This is a genomic window from Burkholderia sp. AU38729 (genome assembly GCF_020419725.1).
Lineage (GTDB): Bacteria > Pseudomonadota > Gammaproteobacteria > Burkholderiales > Burkholderiaceae > Burkholderia.
The window spans coordinates 413,418-432,165 of the sequence record NZ_JAIZQO010000007.1; the positions used below are offsets into that span (position 1 = coordinate 413,418).

Sequence of the window (18,748 nt, forward strand, 5' to 3'; positions counted from 1 at the left end):
CGGTGCGACGGCGGGCGACCGGCTACCGCACCCGTCGTTCGGCCGCTCATCCATTCGTCAGTCGGTCACCTTCCCTCTTCCCGACTTCACCACGCTGCGGCGCGACTTGTGCTCGAGCCGCCGCTCCTTCGACGCACGCGTCGGCCGCGTGGCGACCCGCGCGCGCGGCGTGAATGCAACGCCGCTGATCAACGCATCGAGTCGCGCCAGCGCGGCTTCGCGATTCTTCTCCTGGGTGCGATATTCCTGCGACTTGATCACGACGATGCCGTCACGCGTGATGCGCTGGTCGGACAATGCAAGGAGCCGCTCCTTGATGACGGGCGGCAACGACGACGCGCGGATATCGAAGCGCAGGTGAATCGCGCTCGACACCTTGTTCACGTTCTGCCCGCCCGCGCCCTGCGCGCGCACGGCCGTCCATTCGACTTCGGCCGGATCGAGCGTGTAGCGGATCATCATCGCGCAGCCTCCCTGCGGCGCCGTTCCAGCGCCTCGTCGACGCGTGCCGCGAGCCCCGAATCGCGCTGCGTACGCGTCGCGACCGCCTGCGCGAGCACGCGCCGCGGCCCGATCACTTGCACACGCGTGCGGGCACGCGTGACGGCCGTATAGACGAGTTCGCGCGTGAGCACGCGGCCGAACGACGCCGGCAGCACGAGCGCGGCTTCGTCGAATTCCGAGCCCTGCGACTTGTGGACCGTCAGCGCGAACGCGGTTTCGTGCGGCGGCAGCGCGGCCGGCGACACCGCGCGCGCGGTGCCGTCCGCGCGCCTGAACCACACGCGCAGCACGCCGTGCGCGTCGGGCAGCGCAATGCCGATATCGCCGTTGAACAGCCCGAGCGCATAGTCGTTGCGCGTCACCATGATCGGCCGCCCCGTGAACCAGTGCGCGCCGACCGCGAGCGGCACCCGCGCCGCGTGGCGCACGTGCGCGGCCACGAGCGCATTGACGTGCTCCGCGCCGCGCAAGCCGCTGCGGGTCGCGCACAGGATCCGGAACCGGTTGAGCGCGTCGAACAGCGGCAGCGGATCGGGCACCGGCGCGGCCAGCGTGTCGCGCAACGCATCGAGGTAAGCACCGAAGCGCCGCGCGAGCCGCTCGACCGTCGACGACGCGAGCGACTCGCCCGCATCGTCGTGGAATGACGCGGCGGCCGAATCGTCGGCGGGCAGCGCGTCGAGCGCGGCCTGCACGTCGCCGCTGCGGATCGCGAGCGACAGCCGCCCAATCGGTGAATCGAGACCGAAGCGGTAATTGCGTTCGAGCCAGACCACGCAGTCGGCGAGCGGTGCGGGCGTGGGCGTGGCTAGCGCGGCGGCGGGTTCGCCCGGCAGGATCGATGTGACCGATGCAAGCGCCACGTCGCCCGCGTCGAACGGCGGCAGCTCGACGGCGTCGAGCCACGCAAGTTCGTCGACCTCGATCCACGCAGGGGCGTCGCCTGCCGCGCCAGCGTCACCAGCCTCGCCGGTTTCGGTCAGCACCGGGCCTGCGGCCGGCGGCGGCGCGACGCTGGACGGCGCACTGTCGTCATCCTGCGGTTCGTCGTCGAAAAGCGATGCCTGCCGCACGTCGACTTTCCGTCGCGACGCTGGTTTGCGCGTAGTGGCCGCGGCAGGCGCCGGCGCCCGGGCCGCGGCGGAAACCGGATCTGCAGCCGGAATCGCCGCGGACGCGGCTTCGTCCTGCACCGGCAGCGCCGCGACGAATGCCGCCTCGTCGATGCCGAGCGCCTGCGCGATGCGCGTGCGCGCCGCGGCGGTAAACGCCGGCCGCGCGCTCAACTCTGCAAACACGGCGCCCGCCTCGACCGCGGCGAGTTGGTCCTTGTCGCCGAGCAGCACGAGCCGGGCACCCGGCGCGAGCGCATCGAGCAGATGCGCGGCGAGCGCGACGTCGATCATCGACGCCTCGTCGACGACGATCAGGTCGTACGGCAGCGGATTGTCGCGATGATGCCGGAACCCGGCCGCCCCGCCGCCGCCCAGCAACCGGTGCAGCGTGTATGACGTATCCGGCAGGCGCGCCGCGAGTTCGGGCGGCAGGTCGCCGGCCCGTGCGTGCAGCGCTTCCTGCATCCGTTGCGCGGCCTTGCCGGTCGGTGCGGCCAGCGCGACGCGCAGCCCCGGATGCGCGTCGAGCAGACAGGCCAGCACGCCGACGACGGTCGTCGTCTTGCCCGTGCCCGGGCCGCCGCTGACGATCGTCACGCGGCCCGTCAGCGCGACGATCGCCGCGACGCGCTGCCAGTCGACTTCGCCGGTTGCCGGCCCGAAGTAACGCGCGAGGCTGTCGCGCAACCGGTCGGGCGCGAGACCTTCGTCCGGCGCGGCCACGCCGGCCTGCGCGACGAGCGCATCGGCAAGCCGCCGCTCGTAGTCGAAATAGCGCGACAGGTACAGGTGGTCGTGGCGATCGACGATCAGCGGCCGCTCGTCGCCGCGTGCGAGCGTGCCGAACGCGACCACGCCGCTCGCGGCAAGCGCCGCGCGGACTTCGTCGAGCGGGGCTTCGTAGCGTTGCGCGAGCGCGCCGAGCGCGACGCATACGTGGCCGCCCGCGGTCGCACGACTCGTCGCGAACGCGGCACGCGCCGCCCAGCGCGCGGCCGCGGCCGGCGCACCGGCGCGACGAGCCAGATCGCCGATGCGACGCGCGAAACCTTCCGCGAGTGCGATGCCGAAATCGGCGGGTTCGGGCAGGCGCGCGACGAGGCCGCCGGTAAATTCGAGCGTGTCGTCCTGCGCGTTCATGCGCGGCCCCCGTCCATCATCCGGTCGAGTGCGTCGACGAGCGCGCGCTCGGGCCGCCGCGCATGCACGCCGGCCGGTTTGCCGTCGCTGCGCCAGCCGGGCCGCACACCACGCACGAACAGGTACAGGTAACCCGCGATATGCGTGTCGTAGTCGTAATCGGGCAGCCGGCCGCGCAGGTAGCGGTGCAGTGCGACCGTATAGAGCAGCGCCTGCAGGTGATACGCGTGATCGGCCATCGCGACGTCGAGCGCGCGCGGCCCATAGGCGTCCGGCGTCGTGCCGAGATGGTTCGACTTCCAGTCGACGATCCAGAAGCGGCCGTCGTGTTCGACGATCATGTCGATGAAACCCTTGATGAAACCGGCGAGCATGCCCGCCTCCAGTGCAACGTCCGGATAGCCGTGCGCGACCAGCAGGCGGCGCAGCGCCATCAGGTCGAGCGCGGGCGCCGGGAACAGGAAACCCATTTCGTCGAGCCGCTTCGCGGGATCGAGATCGGCGAGCCGCATGCCCGGCACGAGCTCGGTGCGCACGACATCGTCGACCAGCTGCACCATCATCGCCGGCAGGCGCGCGGCCAGCTCGGGCACGGCCTCGACCGGCCGGTCGTGCAGCGCGCCGAGCGCGGCCCTGGGCCACGACTCGGGCTCGGTGAAGCGGCTGAGTTCGAACAGGCGGTGCAGGCACTCGCCGGCCGCCGCGCCGCGCGGGAACACGAGGATATCGTCGTCCGGCGGCTCGGGCGCGACCGTATCGGCCAAGAGCCATTCGCCATCCGGCGCCACCTCGGCAAGCGCATCGTGATCGGGCCGCAGCTCGTCGTCGGGCACGGCCGCGACGCCCGCCTCCTCGCGCGCCATCGACGCGGTCAGCGAACTGAAGCTGGCCATCCGCCACGCATCGCGCAGCACGCGCGTCGCATGGCGCGCCGCGAGCGTCTGTGACGCGTCGTGCCCCGCCGCGAGCCGCTCGGGGCGCACGGGCGCCGGCAGCGGCGCGACGCTCACGGGGCCACCCGCGAGCGCCTGCCACGCCATATCGAGCGCGGCTTCGTCGGGCGGCTCGTCGAGCCACGCATCGAACGACTGGCCGGCACCCGCGACGAGCCAGTTGAGCACGCTGCGCCGCGATTCACGCGTCGAGCGCGACGACAGGTACGGCCCGGCGACGACGTAGCAGCGATAGACCGCGCGCGTGAGCGCCACATAGACGAGCCGCGCGCGTTCCGCCGCCTGCTCGCGCAGCGCCTGCCGCGCCGCATGCTCGGCTGCCTCGTCGTCGCAGCCGTAATGCAGCACCGCGTCGCCCGCCTCGTCGTGATACTCGCGCGCATCGGGCAATGCGGACGCGGGCGGCTCGCGCAACCCGCCGTCGTTCAGGAACGGACAGAACACGATCGCGTATTCGAGGCCTTTCGACTTGTGCACGGTGACGATCTGCACGAGGTTGCGATCGGATTCGAGCCGCAGCTGCGCTTCCTCGCCGCCGCCGTCGAGCCGTTGCGCGGCGAGCCAGCGCAGCGTCGGCGCGATGCCCGGCTGCGCGGACGCGCGCGCCTGCGTCAGTTCGGCCAGATGGTTGATGTCGGTCACGCGGCGCTCGCCGTCCGCGCCGGCCATCAGGCGCTCGGCAATCCGCAGCTCCCGCGTGAACGTGCGCCACATCACCGCGAAGCCGCGTTCGCGCCACAACAGCCGATACCGCGAGAAGCGCTCGACCCAGCTCATCGCGTCGGCGCTGTCCGCCGCCGATGCTTCCCGTTGCGCGTCGCCTTCGCCCTGCTCCATCCGCCACAGCGCGCCGGCATCGAGGCCGAACCAGTCGGATGCGAGCGCCGCGCGCAGGCGCCGCAGGTCGCCCGGTGCATCGATCGCCGCCAGCACGCGTTCGAGCTGCTCGGCGTCGCCGGTCGAGAACACCGAGGCCTGCGCCAGTTCGACACTGCCGATGCCCCACGTGGCCAGCACGCGCTTCACGAGACTGCCCTGCCGGTGCGTCTGCACGAGCACCGCGATATCGCCCGGCGACAGCGGTGTCTCGCCGAGCCGCACGCGCCCTTCGCGCGCGCCGCGCATCAGCCGTGCGATCTCGGCGGCGCAGGCCTGCGCGGCCTGTGCCTGTGCATCACGCTTGAGCAACGTGCCTTCGCCGCCTGGCAACGCCCACACCCGGAAGTCGCCTGCCGGGCCCGGATCGGTTGCGTCGACGAACGGCGCGCGCACGCGTGTGCCGGCACGCACCGCGTAGTAGTCGAGCCCGTCGAGCACGAAGGCGCGCGGATTCGACATGAAGAAACGGTTGCACGCGTCGACGATCGCGGGCGTCGAACGCTGGTTGACCGCGAGTGTGTAGCACGCGCTCGCCCGTGCGCGTGCGGCGAGATAGGTATGCAGATCGGCCGCGCGGAAGCTGTAGATCGCCTGCTTCGGATCGCCGACCAGGAACAGCGGCCCGCCCGGCGCGAAGATCCGGTCGAAGATCGCGAACTGCAGCGGGTCGGTATCCTGGAACTCGTCGATCAGCGCGGCCGGATAGCGCGCGCGCAGCGTCTCGGCGAGCCACGGATGCGCATGCAGCGCGTGGTACAGGTTCGCGAGCAGATCGTCGAACGAGACGACGCGCCGCGTGCGCTTGCGCTCGGCCAGCTCGCCCGGCGCCATGTCGAGCCATTCGGCGATCAGCGCGAGCCAGCGCGCGCGCTGCGCGGCCTCGGCCGCGGCCACGGCCGCTTCGAGCGCGTCGGCCACGTCGAAGAATGCGTGTTCGGGCGTCGCGCCGCCTTTTTTCGTCGCCTTCACGAGCGCGGTGCGGGTGAGCTTCAGCGCAGCCTTCGGCAGCGCAGCCGTCGCGTCGCCCTGCGCGAAATGCGCGGTCCATGCAGCCAGCGCATCGGCCACGGCCTCGGGTTTGTGCGAGCGCTGGTTGAGCGCGGGTTGCGCGACGCGCAGCAACGCATCGATCGCGTCGCGCTCGGCGGCCCACATCCGCTCGGCCTCGGCGAAGCATTCGGCGGCCGCCGCCTCGGCCGATTCGTCCGGCTCGACCACGCCGTCCCACCGCAGTGCGGCAAGCGGCTTCTTCAGCCGGCGCGCGAGCTGCGCATCGAGCGCGGCCGGGCCGGCGCCCGATTCGACGAGCCAGGTCGCGAAGCCCGGCCAGCGCGCGGCTGCCGGCTCGACGCGCGTGCGCCAGAAATCCGCTGCCAGTTCGAAGCGCAGCGACGCGTCGTCGGCCTCCATGTCGAACGCGAACGGCATCGCCGCCGCGAACGGCGCTTCCTGCAGCGCGCGCTGGCAGAACGCATGGATCGTATGGATCGCGGCCTGGTCGAATGCGCGCAGCGCACGGCCGATCCGCTTTTGGGCCATTTTGCGATCAATCGCAGCGCCTGCACCGAGCGTAGTCTCGAATAAGCGCGTTACAAACGGATCACTACCGTCATCTCCGTTGACAAGCATGTGCGCGAGCTGCGCGAGCCGGCCGCGAATCCGTTCGTGCAGCTCGGCGGTCGCCGCTTTCGTGAAGGTCACGACGAGGATTTGATCCGCACCGAGATCCTTCTCCAGCAGCAGGCGCACATACAGCGCGCAGATGTTCCAGGTCTTGCCGGTGCCGGCGGACGCCTCGATCTGGTTGACACCGTCGAGCGGGCACGCGAACACATCGAGTTCGAGCGCCTGCTGCGGCTGCGACACGGCGCTCATGCGACCTCCTTCAGATGGGCGACGAGCGGATCGAACACGAGCCGCGCAAGCGTGCCGAACGGCTCGTCGAGCGATGCATGCGCACCGCGCCACGCGATCGCGATGGCCGGATCGTCGGCTTCGCTCACGACCCGCTCGTTGATCCAGACGCTCGCAGCCTTCGCCTCGCCGTCGGACACCCTCGCCCACGCGCTGCGCGGGAAAAACCGCAGCGGCATGCGCCGCCCCGCGCGAAACAGCGCGGCCAGCGGCGCGAGCTGCTCGAGCGGCGCCGCGACGGGGGTCAGCTCGAATGCACCGCCGCTGCCGAACCACAGCGTGCGGCGCGGGCCGCCAGGCTCCACCGCGCAGTAGACGAGATGCGCGAGCCACGCGGACAGGTAGTCGCGCGCACTCGGCCGCGCATAGCGATAGATGATCTGCCCGGCCGGCGTGAGCCGGTTCAGCGTGCCGTGCAGGTCGAGCGGCGCGCTCACCGCGTCGGCCGACAGCCGCGCGTCGTCGGCGCCGAACAGCGCCTGTTCGGTGTCCGGCCAGGCCGGCACGACGGTGAGCGTGAACGGCCGCCGCTCGATCCCGTCGGCCAGCGCGCGGCGCACGTTCGACGCAAGCTGCGTCATCGAACCGAGCGCCTGGTCGCGCCACACGGCGCCCGTCGCACCGCCCGGCAATTCGGGGCTCGCGTCCGCGATGCGCAGCGCGTGATCGAGCACACCGCCCTCGTCCGACTCGATCAGCAACGGCAGCACGCGCTCGGCGAGCGCATCGCTGCCGGCGAAGTCGAGCGCGAACGGCTCGGTGTCGAGCAGTTCGGCCTGCGCGTCGGCGAGCACGATGCCGAGCCGCGCGCGCAGCAGCGCACGCGCGGGATGGCGCCAGAAGCGTTCGAATTCGCTGAATGCGACAGGCTCGACCGGTTCGGCCGGCAGCGGCTGCGCGAAGAACGGCAGCTCGCGCGGCCCGTCGCGCGACGCCTCGGCGGCCAGCAGCGACGCGAGCGTCGCACGCTCGGCGTCGAAGGAAACGAGTTCGCTGCCGGGCTGGAAATAGGCAGCCGCGAACGGTTGCAGCGGATGCTCGACGACGAATGCGCGCCGCGCGGCATCGACCGCGTCCGGCGCCGCGTCGGGCCCGGCCGTGACGAGCGCGAGATGGTCGAGCAGTTCGTCGACGAGTGCCGCGGGCGGCAACGGCGCGTTGTCGCGAATGCTGCGGCCCGTGTAGGCGATCATCAACCGGTCGCGCGCGGCGAGCAGCAGGTCGAGAAACAGGTTGCGCTCGTCGTCGCGGCGCTGGCGGTCGCCGAGCTTCGGCAACACGGCCATCAGGTCGAATTCGTCGGCACGCGCGAGGCTCGGCAGCACGCCATCGTCCATCCCGAGCAGGCAGACGACGCGATAAGGCAGGCCGCGCAGGCTCGTCAGCGACGAGAACGTGACGCCGCCCCACGGCACGCCGCCGCGCGCCGGATCGTCGAGCGCGGCGGCCAGCCCCGCCCGGACGACGGCCGCCGGCAACGCCTCATCGGGCGCCCCCTCCGTCATCGCGGCCAGCATCGCGTCGAGCGCGTCGCGCACGCCCGCGAGCGCGTCCGCATACGCGGCGCCCGAATCGAAGAACCGCGCGAGCGTATCGGCGAACAGCTCGCTCCAGCCTTGCGGCGTATGCGATTCGGCCAGCCGCCGCGCGAAGCCGTCGAGATCGTCGGTGAAGCGCGCGAGCCGGCCGAGCAGTTCGGCCTCGCTGCCGGTGGCCGCCTCGATCGGCAGCCACGCGCCGACCGGCGCCGCACCTTCCGGCATCGCATAACCGAGAAAGAGCCGCGCGAGCGCATCGGAGAACGTATGGCGCGGCGACGGCACGGCGGCATCGTCGCTTACGAGCGGCGACAGCCCGCGTCGCGCGCCGGCCGCCGCGAGCCAGGTCTGCACCGTCTCCAGCGCCGCCGCATCGATGCCGTAGCGCGCCGCCACCGCGTCGACACGCAGCCATTCGACCAGCTCGGGCGCGCCGACCTGCCGCTCCGGCAACGCGAGCCAGTCGAGCAGCACGCGCGCGACCGGGTTCGCCTGCGACGGCGGCAAGCCGGTGATCCGGTAAGGCACACGCGAGCCGCCGGCGCCGGCCGTGCCGAACACGGCGTCGATCAGCGGCCCGGCGGCCGCGAGATCGGCCACCGCGACGAGCACGTCGGACGGCTGCAGGCTCGCGTCGGCGTCGAACCACGCGAGCAGCCGGTCGTGCAGCACCTCGAGCTGGCGCGCGAGGCTGTGGCACACGTGCACCTCGATCCCGCGCTCGGCCGGCGTATCGCCGATTTCGGCCTCCGGCTGCAGTTCGAGGATCGCGTTCTGCACGCGCGCGAGCCACGTCGGCGCCGGATTCTCGACGAAACGCGCCGCGTCGCCCGACGCGGCGCTTTCGGTCAGCTCGTGCAGCATGTGCAGCTGCGCCTGGGTCTGCCGGCCCCATTCGGCGAGCAGCGGATGACCGACTTCCTGGTAATCGAGCCGCCCGGCCGCATCGAGCGCCTCGGCATGCGCGGCGGTCACGATGTCGAACCAGAATTCGCGGCACGGGTTCAGCGCATAGACGCGCACGTCGATCCAGCGCGACAGCTCGCGCAGCAACGCGACGTGCAGCGGCGGCATCGTCGGCAGCGCGAACACGCTGACCGATTCCGGCCAGTCCGCGCGCGCGATGGCTTCGGGATCGAGATGGCGCGCCTCGACGAGGAAACGGTGCGCCGGCGGCGTGCCGCTGTCGCTCAGCTCGGCGAGTAGCGCGCGCCACAGCGCGGCCTGCCAGCGCTCGTCGTCGCGCGCGGCGTCGCTGATCCCGCGCGGCGCGCCGTCGCCCGCGAGCACGGACTCGCCGGCCTGCCATGCGGCCAGCCATTCGGGACGATAGGTCAGGTAATGATCGAGCACGGCCGCGACGCGGTGTGCCAGCTCGTAGCGCATCGCATCGTCGGACGCGGACAGATACGCGGCCAGCCGCGGCGACGCGAGCCACGGCGCACCGTCGGCCGCCTGCGCGAACAGCCGGTAGCAGCGCCACACGAGGCGATCGGGCGCGAACGGCGAACGCGCAGGCACCGTCAGCACGCGGCCGATCTGCGCCCACAGCCATTGCGCGAGATACGTGAACTCGACGTTCGCGCACACGCCGTTGCGCGCGGCGATGTCGAGCTCGAGACGGCGGCGCAGCGCCGCGCTCGGCACGATGACCTGTTGCGGCGCCCACGGGCCATTGCGGGCCGGGAACGCGGCCAGATCCTCGAGCAGCGCATCGGCCAGCGTTTCGTGACGGTTCGAATAGAAGAGATGGAGCATGAAGCGGGCGTCGGAACCTCGCGCCGGCCGGGCCGGGCGAACAGGATCACCAAGGATAGCAAATGGGCCGCCGTCGCGAACCTCGTCCGGACGGCCAGGTTTTACGGATCGCGAAATACGATAGACTCGTCGCCAGTCAAGATGCCGCCCCCGGGCGTCTTCGTCTGCTATTCAGCCCATCGATGCGCTATTCGGTCGAAATCAGAAAGTTTTTCTACAGCCAGTACTTTTTCGGCGGCCTGCGGATCGCGGTCGGCGTTTCGCTGCCGGCCGTGCTGTGCCTGATCGTGTTTCACAACCGGGAGCTCGGCTTCACGATCTCGACGGGTGCGCTCGGCGCCTGTGTCGTCGACATGCCCGGCCCGCTCAAGTACAAGCACAACGAAATGCTCGCTTGCAGCGTGATCGGTTTTCTGGCCGCGCTCGCCACCGGCCTTGCGACACCGAACATCTTCGTGCTGTGGCTCACCATCGTGCCGCTCACCTTCGTGCTGTCGCTGATCGTCGTCTACGGCAACCGCTGGCCGCAGATCAGCTTCGCGACGCTGTTCATGATGGTGATGACGCTCGAGGAGAAGTTCACGCCGCTGCAGGCGTTCATCAACGCCGGCTGGATTCTCGCGGGCGGCCTCTGGTACACGTACTGGGCCACGCTCGTGTCGCAATGGCAGGCGCGCCGGATCGAGCAGCAGGCGTTGGCCGAGAGCCTGTTCGCGTGCGCCGACTACCTGCTCGCGCGCGCGCAGTTCTACGATCTCGACGCCGATCTCGACGAGTGCTACCGCAATCTCGTCGCCAAGCAGATCACGGCGGTCGAAACGCAGGAAACCGCGCGCGACATCGTGCTGCGCAACCTGCCGAAGCTGCGCCGCGGCAAGCTCGACCCCGGCCGCACGACGATGTACAACCTGTTCATCAACAGCGTCGACCTGCACGAGCTGTTCGTCGGCGCGCACACCGACTACCCGCTGGTGCGCAACACGTTCGGCGGCTCCGATCTGATCATTTTCTACCGCGACCTGATCCGCAAGGCGGCTGCCGATCTCGAGGAAATCGGCCTCGCGGTGCTCGAGAACCGCGCACCGCATTCGCGGATCAGCGTGAAGGCCGAGCTGCGCGCGATCGAGTACGAGATCGAGCTGATGCGCAAGAAGAACTTCCCGGCCACCAATGCGGAAGCGTATGCGGCCGTGCTGGCCACGTTCCGGCGCATCTGGAGCGCGACGCGCCTGATCGACCGGATGCGCCGCAACCTGTCGGGCCACGCCGATCCGCAGCAAACCGAACTGAAGATCGACAAGGCGCTCACGCGCTTCCTGCAGCGCCGCCGGATGTCGCCGCTCCTGATCTTCTCGAACCTGAACATGCGCTCGCCGAGCTTCCGCCACGCGCTGCGCGTGACGATCGCGGTGGCGGTCGGGTTCTGGCTCGGCCGGCTGCTGCCGCTCACGAACGCGTACTGGATCGTGATGACCACCATCATCATCCTGAAGCCCGGCTATTCGCTCACCAAGCAGCGCAACGCGGCGCGTATCGTCGGTACGCTGATCGGCTGCGCGGCGAGCGTCGCGCTGATCTACACGGTCAAGGATACGCACCTGCTGATCGCGATCATGTTCGGGTCGATGGTGATGAGCTACAGCCTGCTGCTGTTCAACTACGCGGCGAGCGTCGTGTTCACGTCGTCGTACGTGCTGCTGATGTTCCACCTGCTCGCGCCGGGCAGCATGCGGATCATCGGCGAGCGCGCGATCGACACCGTGGTCGGCTGCATGATCGCGATCGCCGCGAGCCGGCTGTTCCCGTACTGGGAATACCGGCTGATGGGCAAGCAGGTCGCCGACATGCTCACCGCCACCCGCAAGTATTTCGAAGCCGTGTGGCGCGCCGGGCGCGGCATGTCGCCGCCGCCGGTGCCGACCGCCGACGGCGCGGCCGTCGTGCCGGTCGTCGCCGCGGCCATCGAGACGCCGGCCACGGCCCTCGACGACGACTACCGCTACCGCCTCGCGCGCAAGGACGTGCACATCGCGTTCGCGAATCTCGGGCAGGCGTTCCAGCGGATGATGATCGAGCCGAAGGCGCACCAGCGCTTCGTGCCCGAACTGAACGACCTGCTCGTGCAGACGCACGTGCTCGGCGCGCAGATCACGGCCGCCGCGCCGCTGATCCGCACGGCCTGCGCGGCCGACGGCAGCATCCTCCACGACGACGCGCTGCATCGCGGCCTCGCCGCGGTGCTCGACAATCTCGAGAAGGCCGAGGCGGGCGAGCCGCCGCCCGCCGACCAGCTCGACGCGTCGAAGCAGATCACGCGCGACCTCGACGCGATGGTCGTGTCCGCGGAGCAATCCGATGCGGTGGGGGCCGAGCTCACGCACGACCTGAAGGTGCTCGCGCACCAGTGCAAGCAGATGCTCGCGTCGTCGCTGCTGATCCGCAAGGATGCGAGCGTGATCCGCCTGCCTGCCTGACTACGGCTTTACCCCGCCGGTGGCCGGCCCGCGCATGCCGCGGCTCGGCCCCGGCGCTCCCCGATTCAGCGATCCCCAAAGCATGATGACCCGCCCGTCCCACGCGGCCCGCGCCCTCGAGGTACGACCGCCCCGCCCCGCATTGCGCCCGTCGCGCCAGTCAGGGAATACCCGATTCCGGTCACCCGGCCCGGCTTGTTATCATTTGTTCACATTTAAGTTGTCTATACAACTTGAGCCAATCGGACCGGCCCCGCTCGCCCGGCCCGTCGCATAACGATATCGGAGACACGATGAAAAACTTGCAGCGCCACCTGAGCGCGCGGCACATCCGCTTTCTCGCGCTGGGTTCGGCGATCGGCACGGGCCTGTTCTACGGTTCGGCGTCCGCGATCCAGCTCGCGGGCCCCGCCGTGATCCTGGCGTACATCCTGGGCGGCGCGGCCGTCTACATGGTGATGCGCGCGCTCGGCGAGATGGCCGTGCGCGAGCCCGTCGCCGGCTCGTTCGGCCACTACGCGACCGAGAACCTCGGCCCGTTCGCCGGATTCGTCACCGGCTGGACCTACACGCTCGAAATGGTGATCGTCGCGATCGCCGACATCACCGCGTTCGGCATCTACATGGGCTTCTGGTTTCCGGATGTCCCGCAATGGATCTGGGTGCTCGGCGTGGTCGCGATCATCTGCGGGCTGAACCTGTGCCACGTGAAGGTGTTCGGCGAGCTCGAGTTCTGGCTGTCGATCATCAAGGTCGGCGCGATCATCGCGATGATCGGCGGCGGCGTCGCGATCCTGCTGACCGGCATGCACTTCGGCCATTCGGCCGACGTGCCGACGTTCGCGAACCTGTGGAACCATGGCGGCTTCCTGCCGAACGGCGTCGGCGGGCTGATCGCGTCGCTGTCGGTCGTGATCTTCGCGTACGGCGGGATCGAGGTGATCGGGATGAGCGCCGGCGAGGCGAAGGATCCGGAGCGCGTGATTCCGCGCGCGATCAACGCGGTGCCCGCGCGCATCCTGCTGTTCTACGTGCTGACGATGGTCGTGCTGATGTCGATCAGCCCGTGGACGGGTGTCGGCAACGACGGCAGCCCGTTCGTGCAGATCTTCTCGGCGCTCGGCGTGAAGTCGGCTGCAACCATCCTCAACCTGGTGGTGATCAGCGCGGCGATCTCCGCGATCAACAGCGACATCTTCGGCGCGGGCCGGATGATGTTCGGGATGGCGCGCCAGGGCCAGGCGCCGGCCGTGCTGATGACGACGTCGCGGCACGGTGTGCCGTGGGTCACGGTGCTCGTGATGGCGGTCGCGCTGCTCGTCGGCGTGCTGCTCAACTACCTGATGCCGAAGGACGTGTTCCTGATGGTCGCCGCGATCGCGACGTTCGCCACCGTGTGGGTGTGGCTGATGATCCTGCTGTCGCAGGTCGCGATGCGCCGCCGGCTGTCGAGCGCCGAAGTCGCGGCGCTGAAGTTCAAGGTGCCGTTGTGGCCGGTCGCGCCGGCACTGACGATCGCGTTCATGGGCTTCGTGATCGTGATGCTCGGCTGGTTCGAGGACACGCGCGTCGCGCTGTATGTCGGCGCGGCCTGGCTCGCGCTGCTCGCGGCCGTGTTCTACGCACGGATCCGCCCGAAGTTCGCCCCTGCGTCACGTTGACGCACGACTGACCTGCCTACGCGGCGCGCCGGTTCCGGCGCCCGCTTCTCTCCCGGCTCCGCACGGCATCCCGCGCGCCAACAGCCGGGGATTCATCCCCTTCGCCTGCACCTGCGTGCGCGGCCCGGCGGGCCGCGCATCGGCACGTCAGTGCGACGCCGCGCTCGCGGCCTCGGCCGGATGGGCCTCGTCGTACGCGTGCTTCTGCGAAATCGCGTTGTACAGGATCGTCCCGATCACGAGCAGCACGGCCACGACGATCAGGATGCTCACGTTGCGGACAGGGTTCTTCTTGCGCTGATCGTTCATGGTCGGGGCGACTCCGTCAAATTCATCGAAGCGGGCATTCTACGCGCTTGCGCGCCCGCTGCGACGCGCCGTTTCCGATCCCCTTCCCCGCCCTCCGCCCGCCCGCCGCAAGCTTTCATTTGATAATCGTTCCCATTTCGATCTAGAATCTCTAGTCTTTCATTTTGTAATGTTTCGGGTCGCTCGGGCGGCAGGCGCGCCCCGGAACGCTCCCATCGTCCATCTGCCCCTTCCGGAGTCTTCATGTCGAATCCGCGCACCCGCCTGCTGCCGCTTGCCGGCGCCCTCGCCCTTGCCGCCGCCGCATTCGCGCCGCTGGCCCACGCGGCCGAGGAAGTGAGCCTGTACACCACCCGCGAACCGAAGCTGATCCAGCCGCTCATCGATGCCTTCACGAAGCAGAGCGGCGTCAAGGTCAACACCGTGTTCGTGAAGGACGGCCTGCTCGAGCGCGTGAAGGCGGAAGGCGCGCAGTCGCCGGCCGACGTGCTGATGACGGTCGACGTCGGCAACCTGCTCGACCTCGTCGACGGCGGGCTCACGCAGCCGGTGCGCTCGAAGGCGCTCGACGACGCGATTCCCGCGAACCTGCGCGGCGCGAACGGCGACTGGTACGCGCTGTCGCTGCGCGACCGCGTGCTGTACGTCGAGAAGGACCTGAAGGTCGATGCGTTCCGCTACGAGGATCTCGCCGATCCGAAATGGAAGGGCAAGGTCTGCATCCGCTCGGGCCAGCACCCGTACAACACGGCGCTCGTCGCGGCGATGATCGCGCACGACGGCGAAGCGGCGACCGAGAAGTGGCTGCGCGGCGTGAAGGCGAACCTCGCGCGCAAGGCGACGGGCGGCGACCGCGACGTCGCGCGCGACATCCTCGGCGGCATCTGTGACGTCGGCCTCGCGAACGCTTACTACGTCGGCCACATGAAGAATGCGGAGCCCGGCAGCGATGCGCGCAAGTGGGGCGACGCGATCAAGGTCGTGCGGCCGACGTTCGCGAACGCGAAGAGCGGCGGCACGCACGTGAACATCAGCGGCGCGACGGTCGCGAAGCATGCGCCGCACAAGGCCAACGCGGTGAAACTGCTCGAGTACCTCGTGTCGCCGGAAGCGCAGGCGCTGTATGCGCAGGCGAACTACGAATACCCGGTGCGCGCGAACGTGAAGCTCGACCCGGTGATCGCCAGCTTCGGCACGCTGAAGATCGACCCGCTGCCGCTGGCGGACATCGCGAAGCATCGCAAGCAGGCGAGCCAGTTGGTCGACAAGGTCGGTTTTGACAACTGACGCAACCCCCGCCGGCGGTGGGCGCCGCCCGCCCTGCCGGCCGCGCGTGCTGCCGCGCGCGGGCAGCCTGTGGCTGCTCGCGGCGCTGGCGATCGCCGCGGCTGTGGCGGCGCCGCTCGCGGTGCTCGTGGCCGCCGCGTTCGACGCCGATCTCGCGCACTGGCGCCATCTCGCCGAATTCGTGCTGCCGCAGGCGCTCGTCAATACGCTGCTGCTGCTCGCGGGCGTCGGCGCGATCGTGTCGATCGTCGGCACCGGCTGCGCGTGGCTCGTCACCGCATACGACTTTCCCGGCCGCCGGATGCTGACGTGGGCGCTGCTGCTGCCGCTCGCGGTTCCCACCTACATCGTCGCGTTCGCCTATCTCGACCTGCTGCACCCGATCGGCCCGGTGCAGGGCGCGGTCCGCTGGCTGCTCGGCTTCGACAGCCCGCGCCAGTTCCGCCTGCCCGACCTGCGCTCGCTGCCCGGCGCGATCTTCGTGCTCGGCTTCGTGCTGTATCCGTATGTTTACCTGAGCACGCGCGCGATGTTCGTCACGCAGTCCGCGAGCCTGCTCGAAGCCGCGCGCACGCTCGGCGCGGGACGCATCGCCACGTTCTGGCGCGTCGTCGTGCCGCTCGCGCGGCCCGCGATCGCGGTGGGCGTGAGCCTCGCGCTGCTCGAAACGCTGAACGACATCGGCGCGTCGGAATTCCTCGGTGTGCAAACGCTCACCGTATCCGTCTACACGACGTGGATCACGCGCTCCGACCTCGCCGGTGCCGCGCAGATCGCACTCGCGATGCTCGCGATCGTCGTCGGCATGATCGTCCTCGAACGCTACGGGCGCCGCCGCCAGCGCTACGCGCATGGCCGGCGCATGCGGCCGATCGCGCCGCGCCGCCTGACGGGCACGGCCGCATTGGGCGCCGCCGTGATCGGCTGGCTGCCCGTGCTGCTCGGTTTCGGCGCACCGGCTGCGTACCTCGCGGTCGAGACGGCCAAGCGGCTGCATCTGGTCGGCGGCGTATCCGCACAGTTGATGACCGGGCTCGCGAACACGCTGACGATCGCCACCGCCGCCACCGTCGCGACGCTCGCGTGCGGGCTCGTCGTCGCATGGGCCGCGCGCGCGCAACGCGACAGCGCCCGCGCGGGCCCGGCCCGCGTGTGCGCGCGAATCGCGAGCCTCGGCTATGCGGTGCCCGGCACCGTGCTCGCGATCGGCCTGCTGATCCCGTTCGCGGCGGCCGACCGGCTGTTCGGCGCGGCGCTCGGCCGCGACGGGCTGCTGCTGATGGGCTCGTCGGCCGCGCTCGTGATCGCCTATACCGTGCGCTTTCTCGCGATCCCGGCCGGCAGCATCGAGGCCGGCCTCGCGCGCATTCCGCCGTCGCTCGAACAGGCGGCGCGCTCGCTCGGCGAGACGGCCGGCGGCACGCTGCGCCGCGTGCACCTGCCGCTGCTGCGGCCCGCGCTCACGACGAGCGCGCTGCTGGTGTTCGTCGACGCGATGAAGGAATTGCCGGCGACGCTGCTGCTGCGTCCGCTGAACTTCGACACGCTCGCGACCTGGCTGTATGCGGAAGCCGCGCGCGGCACCTACGAGGAAGGCGCGGTCGCCGCGCTCGCGATCGTGCTGGCCGGGCTCGTGCCCGTGATCCTGCTCGCCCGCACCCGCCACAAGATCGGAGCCTGACACCGTGAATCTGCTCGAACTCGATGACCTCTGCCTCGCCTACGACACGCCGCACGGCCGCCGCACCGTCGTCGACGGGCTGAGCCTCGCGCTGCCGCGCGGCGACATCGGCTGCCTGCTCGGCGCGTCCGGCTGCGGCAAGACCACCGTGCTGCGCGCGATCGCCGGCTTCGAGCCGGTGCGCATGGGACGCATCATGCTGGACGGCGTGCCCATCGCGGCGCCATCGCTCGACGTGCCGCCCGAGCGGCGGCGCATCGGCATGATGTTCCAGGATTACGCGCTGTTCCCGCACCTGAGCGCGGCGGACAACGTCGCGTTCGGCCTACGGCGCATGCCGAAGGCCGAACGGCGCGTGCGTGTCGCGGAAATGCTCGAACTCGTCGGCCTCGCCGATGCCGGCGGCGCGTATCCGCACGAGCTGTCGGGCGGCCAGCAGCAGCGCGTCGCACTCGCGCGTGCGCTCGCACCGTCGCCGGAGCTACTGCTCCTCGACGAGCCGTTCTCGAACCTCGACGTCGATACCCGCGAGCGGCTCGCGTTCGAGCTGCGCGACATCCTGAAACGCACGGGCCATACCGCGATCCTCGTCACGCACAACCAGGCCGAGGCGTTCGCGATCGCCGACCGGATCGGCGTGATGAAGGACGGCCAGCTCGCGCAATGGGATACGCCGTACGCGCTGCATCACCATCCGGCCAGCCCGTTCGTCGCGGATTTCGTGCGCCGCGACGCGCTGGCCGACGAACGCGCGCGCGCCCTAGCGCGCGGCCGCTGAACTCGCGAGCACGCTGCGCACCTGCGTCGTTTCAACGACGCGTTTCATTGCCGGGTCAGGCCGGCTCGGCAAGATCGCGCACGGGCAGCGCGGTCGAATACTTGATCTGCTCCATCGCAAACGACGAGCTGACGTCGAACAGCGGCACCGCGCGAATCAGCTGCTTGTAGACGCGGTCGTAATCGTCGATGCCGGTTACCACGACACGCAGCAGGTAATCGGTCTCGCCGCTCATCCGGTACACCTCGACCACTTCCGGCATGTCGCGCACGGCCTGCGTGAAACGCTGCGCCCATTCCTCGGTGTGCTGGTTCGTGCGGATCGCGACGAACACGGTCGTGCCGACCCCGAGCTTGCGCGGATCGCACAGCGCAACCTGCGCGCGAATCGCGCCGGTTTCCTTGAGCCGCTGCACGCGCTTCCAGCACGGCGTCTGCGACAGGTTCACGCGCTGCGCCAGTTCCGCGATCGGTAGCGTGGCGTCCGCCTGCAACAGCTCCAGCAGCTTGCGATCGATGGCGTCCATTTCTCCAGTCCCTCGTAGATAGAAATTTATTCTATGCATCCTGCACAACGGGGAACGATATGAAAACGGCTTCGCCGCGTCGACCGGTATAAATACCGATCCGGTATGCGCGCGCAGCGGGCGAATCGCCGCCACACCGCATGCGCCAAATGAAACAGGCGACGCCGCCCGTGAAGGGGGAATCGCCTGGCGTTCCTGCACAGTGCGGCCAAGCCGGCGCTCACGCGCCGC

Annotated in this window: 11 protein-coding genes; 5 read left to right on the forward strand and 6 right to left on the reverse strand. The window is 70.1% G+C overall.

What is annotated here, in order from left to right:
* Positions 1–57: 57 nt before the first annotated feature.
* Genes arfB through recC form a run of 4 tightly spaced genes read right to left on the reverse strand, consistent with a single transcriptional unit; the run spans position 58 to position 9,801 of the window.
* Positions 58–462: an alternative ribosome rescue aminoacyl-tRNA hydrolase ArfB gene (gene arfB / locus LGM56_RS20915; RefSeq protein WP_011351491.1), complete on the reverse strand. Its 405-nt coding sequence runs from the start codon at positions 460–462 to the stop codon at positions 58–60.
* Complete coding sequence (locus tag LGM56_RS20920; protein ID WP_226206676.1) at positions 459–2,759, reverse strand: AAA family ATPase; 2,301 nt, start codon at positions 2,757–2,759, stop codon at positions 459–461. Before LGM56_RS20920 ends, arfB begins: the two co-directional genes overlap by 4 nt.
* Complete coding sequence (gene recB, locus LGM56_RS20925; RefSeq protein WP_089494458.1) at positions 2,756–6,466, reverse strand: exodeoxyribonuclease V subunit beta; 3,711 nt, start codon at positions 6,464–6,466, stop codon at positions 2,756–2,758. The genes LGM56_RS20920 and recB overlap by 4 nt, the downstream gene beginning before the upstream one ends.
* Positions 6,463–9,801 carry an exodeoxyribonuclease V subunit gamma gene (gene recC / locus LGM56_RS20930; protein ID WP_226206677.1) on the reverse strand — a complete coding sequence of 1,113 codons (3,339 nt, stop codon included), beginning with the start codon at positions 9,799–9,801 and terminating at the stop codon, positions 6,463–6,465. Before recC ends, recB begins: the two co-directional genes overlap by 4 nt.
* A gap of 182 nt (positions 9,802–9,983) precedes the next feature.
* Here recC and LGM56_RS20935 point away from each other — a divergent pair, with 182 nt between their 5' ends.
* Positions 9,984–12,275, forward strand: a complete 2,292-nt coding sequence (locus tag LGM56_RS20935; RefSeq protein WP_089494456.1) for an FUSC family protein — start codon at positions 9,984–9,986, stop codon at positions 12,273–12,275.
* Positions 12,276–12,568: 293 nt separating this feature from the next.
* Positions 12,569–13,936 carry an amino acid permease gene (locus LGM56_RS20940; protein ID WP_089494455.1) on the forward strand — a complete coding sequence of 456 codons (1,368 nt, stop codon included), beginning with the start codon at positions 12,569–12,571 and terminating at the stop codon, positions 13,934–13,936.
* A 147-nt stretch (positions 13,937–14,083) separates the two neighbouring features.
* On the opposite strand, the gene LGM56_RS20945 is transcribed toward LGM56_RS20940, so the two are convergent.
* The gene (locus LGM56_RS20945) at positions 14,084–14,245 is read right to left on the reverse strand and encodes a hypothetical protein (protein WP_006476417.1); all 162 of its coding nucleotides are present in this window, start codon (positions 14,243–14,245) and stop codon (positions 14,084–14,086) included.
* Between the two features lie 243 nt (positions 14,246–14,488).
* Here LGM56_RS20945 and LGM56_RS20950 point away from each other — a divergent pair, with 243 nt between their 5' ends.
* The 3 genes from LGM56_RS20950 to LGM56_RS20960 are packed head-to-tail and all read left to right on the forward strand — an operon-like array spanning position 14,489 to position 17,991.
* Entirely contained in the window at positions 14,489–15,532 is a 1,044-nt protein-coding gene (locus LGM56_RS20950) for a Fe(3+) ABC transporter substrate-binding protein (protein WP_089424913.1), read from the forward strand.
* A complete protein-coding gene (locus LGM56_RS20955) occupies positions 15,522–17,213 on the forward strand; it encodes an ABC transporter permease (RefSeq protein ID WP_089494452.1) in 1,692 nt (563 codons plus the stop codon). The genes LGM56_RS20950 and LGM56_RS20955 overlap by 11 nt, the downstream gene beginning before the upstream one ends.
* Positions 17,214–17,217: 4 nt before the next feature.
* A complete protein-coding gene (locus tag LGM56_RS20960; protein ID WP_226206678.1) occupies positions 17,218–17,991 on the forward strand; it encodes an ABC transporter ATP-binding protein in 774 nt (257 codons plus the stop codon).
* Between the two features lie 55 nt (positions 17,992–18,046).
* Here LGM56_RS20960 and LGM56_RS20965 read toward each other — a convergent pair whose 3' ends face one another.
* Positions 18,047–18,517, reverse strand: coding sequence for an Lrp/AsnC family transcriptional regulator (locus tag LGM56_RS20965; protein ID WP_069247564.1), 471 nt, complete (start codon positions 18,515–18,517; stop codon positions 18,047–18,049).
* Between the last annotated feature and the right edge of the window lie 231 nt (positions 18,518–18,748).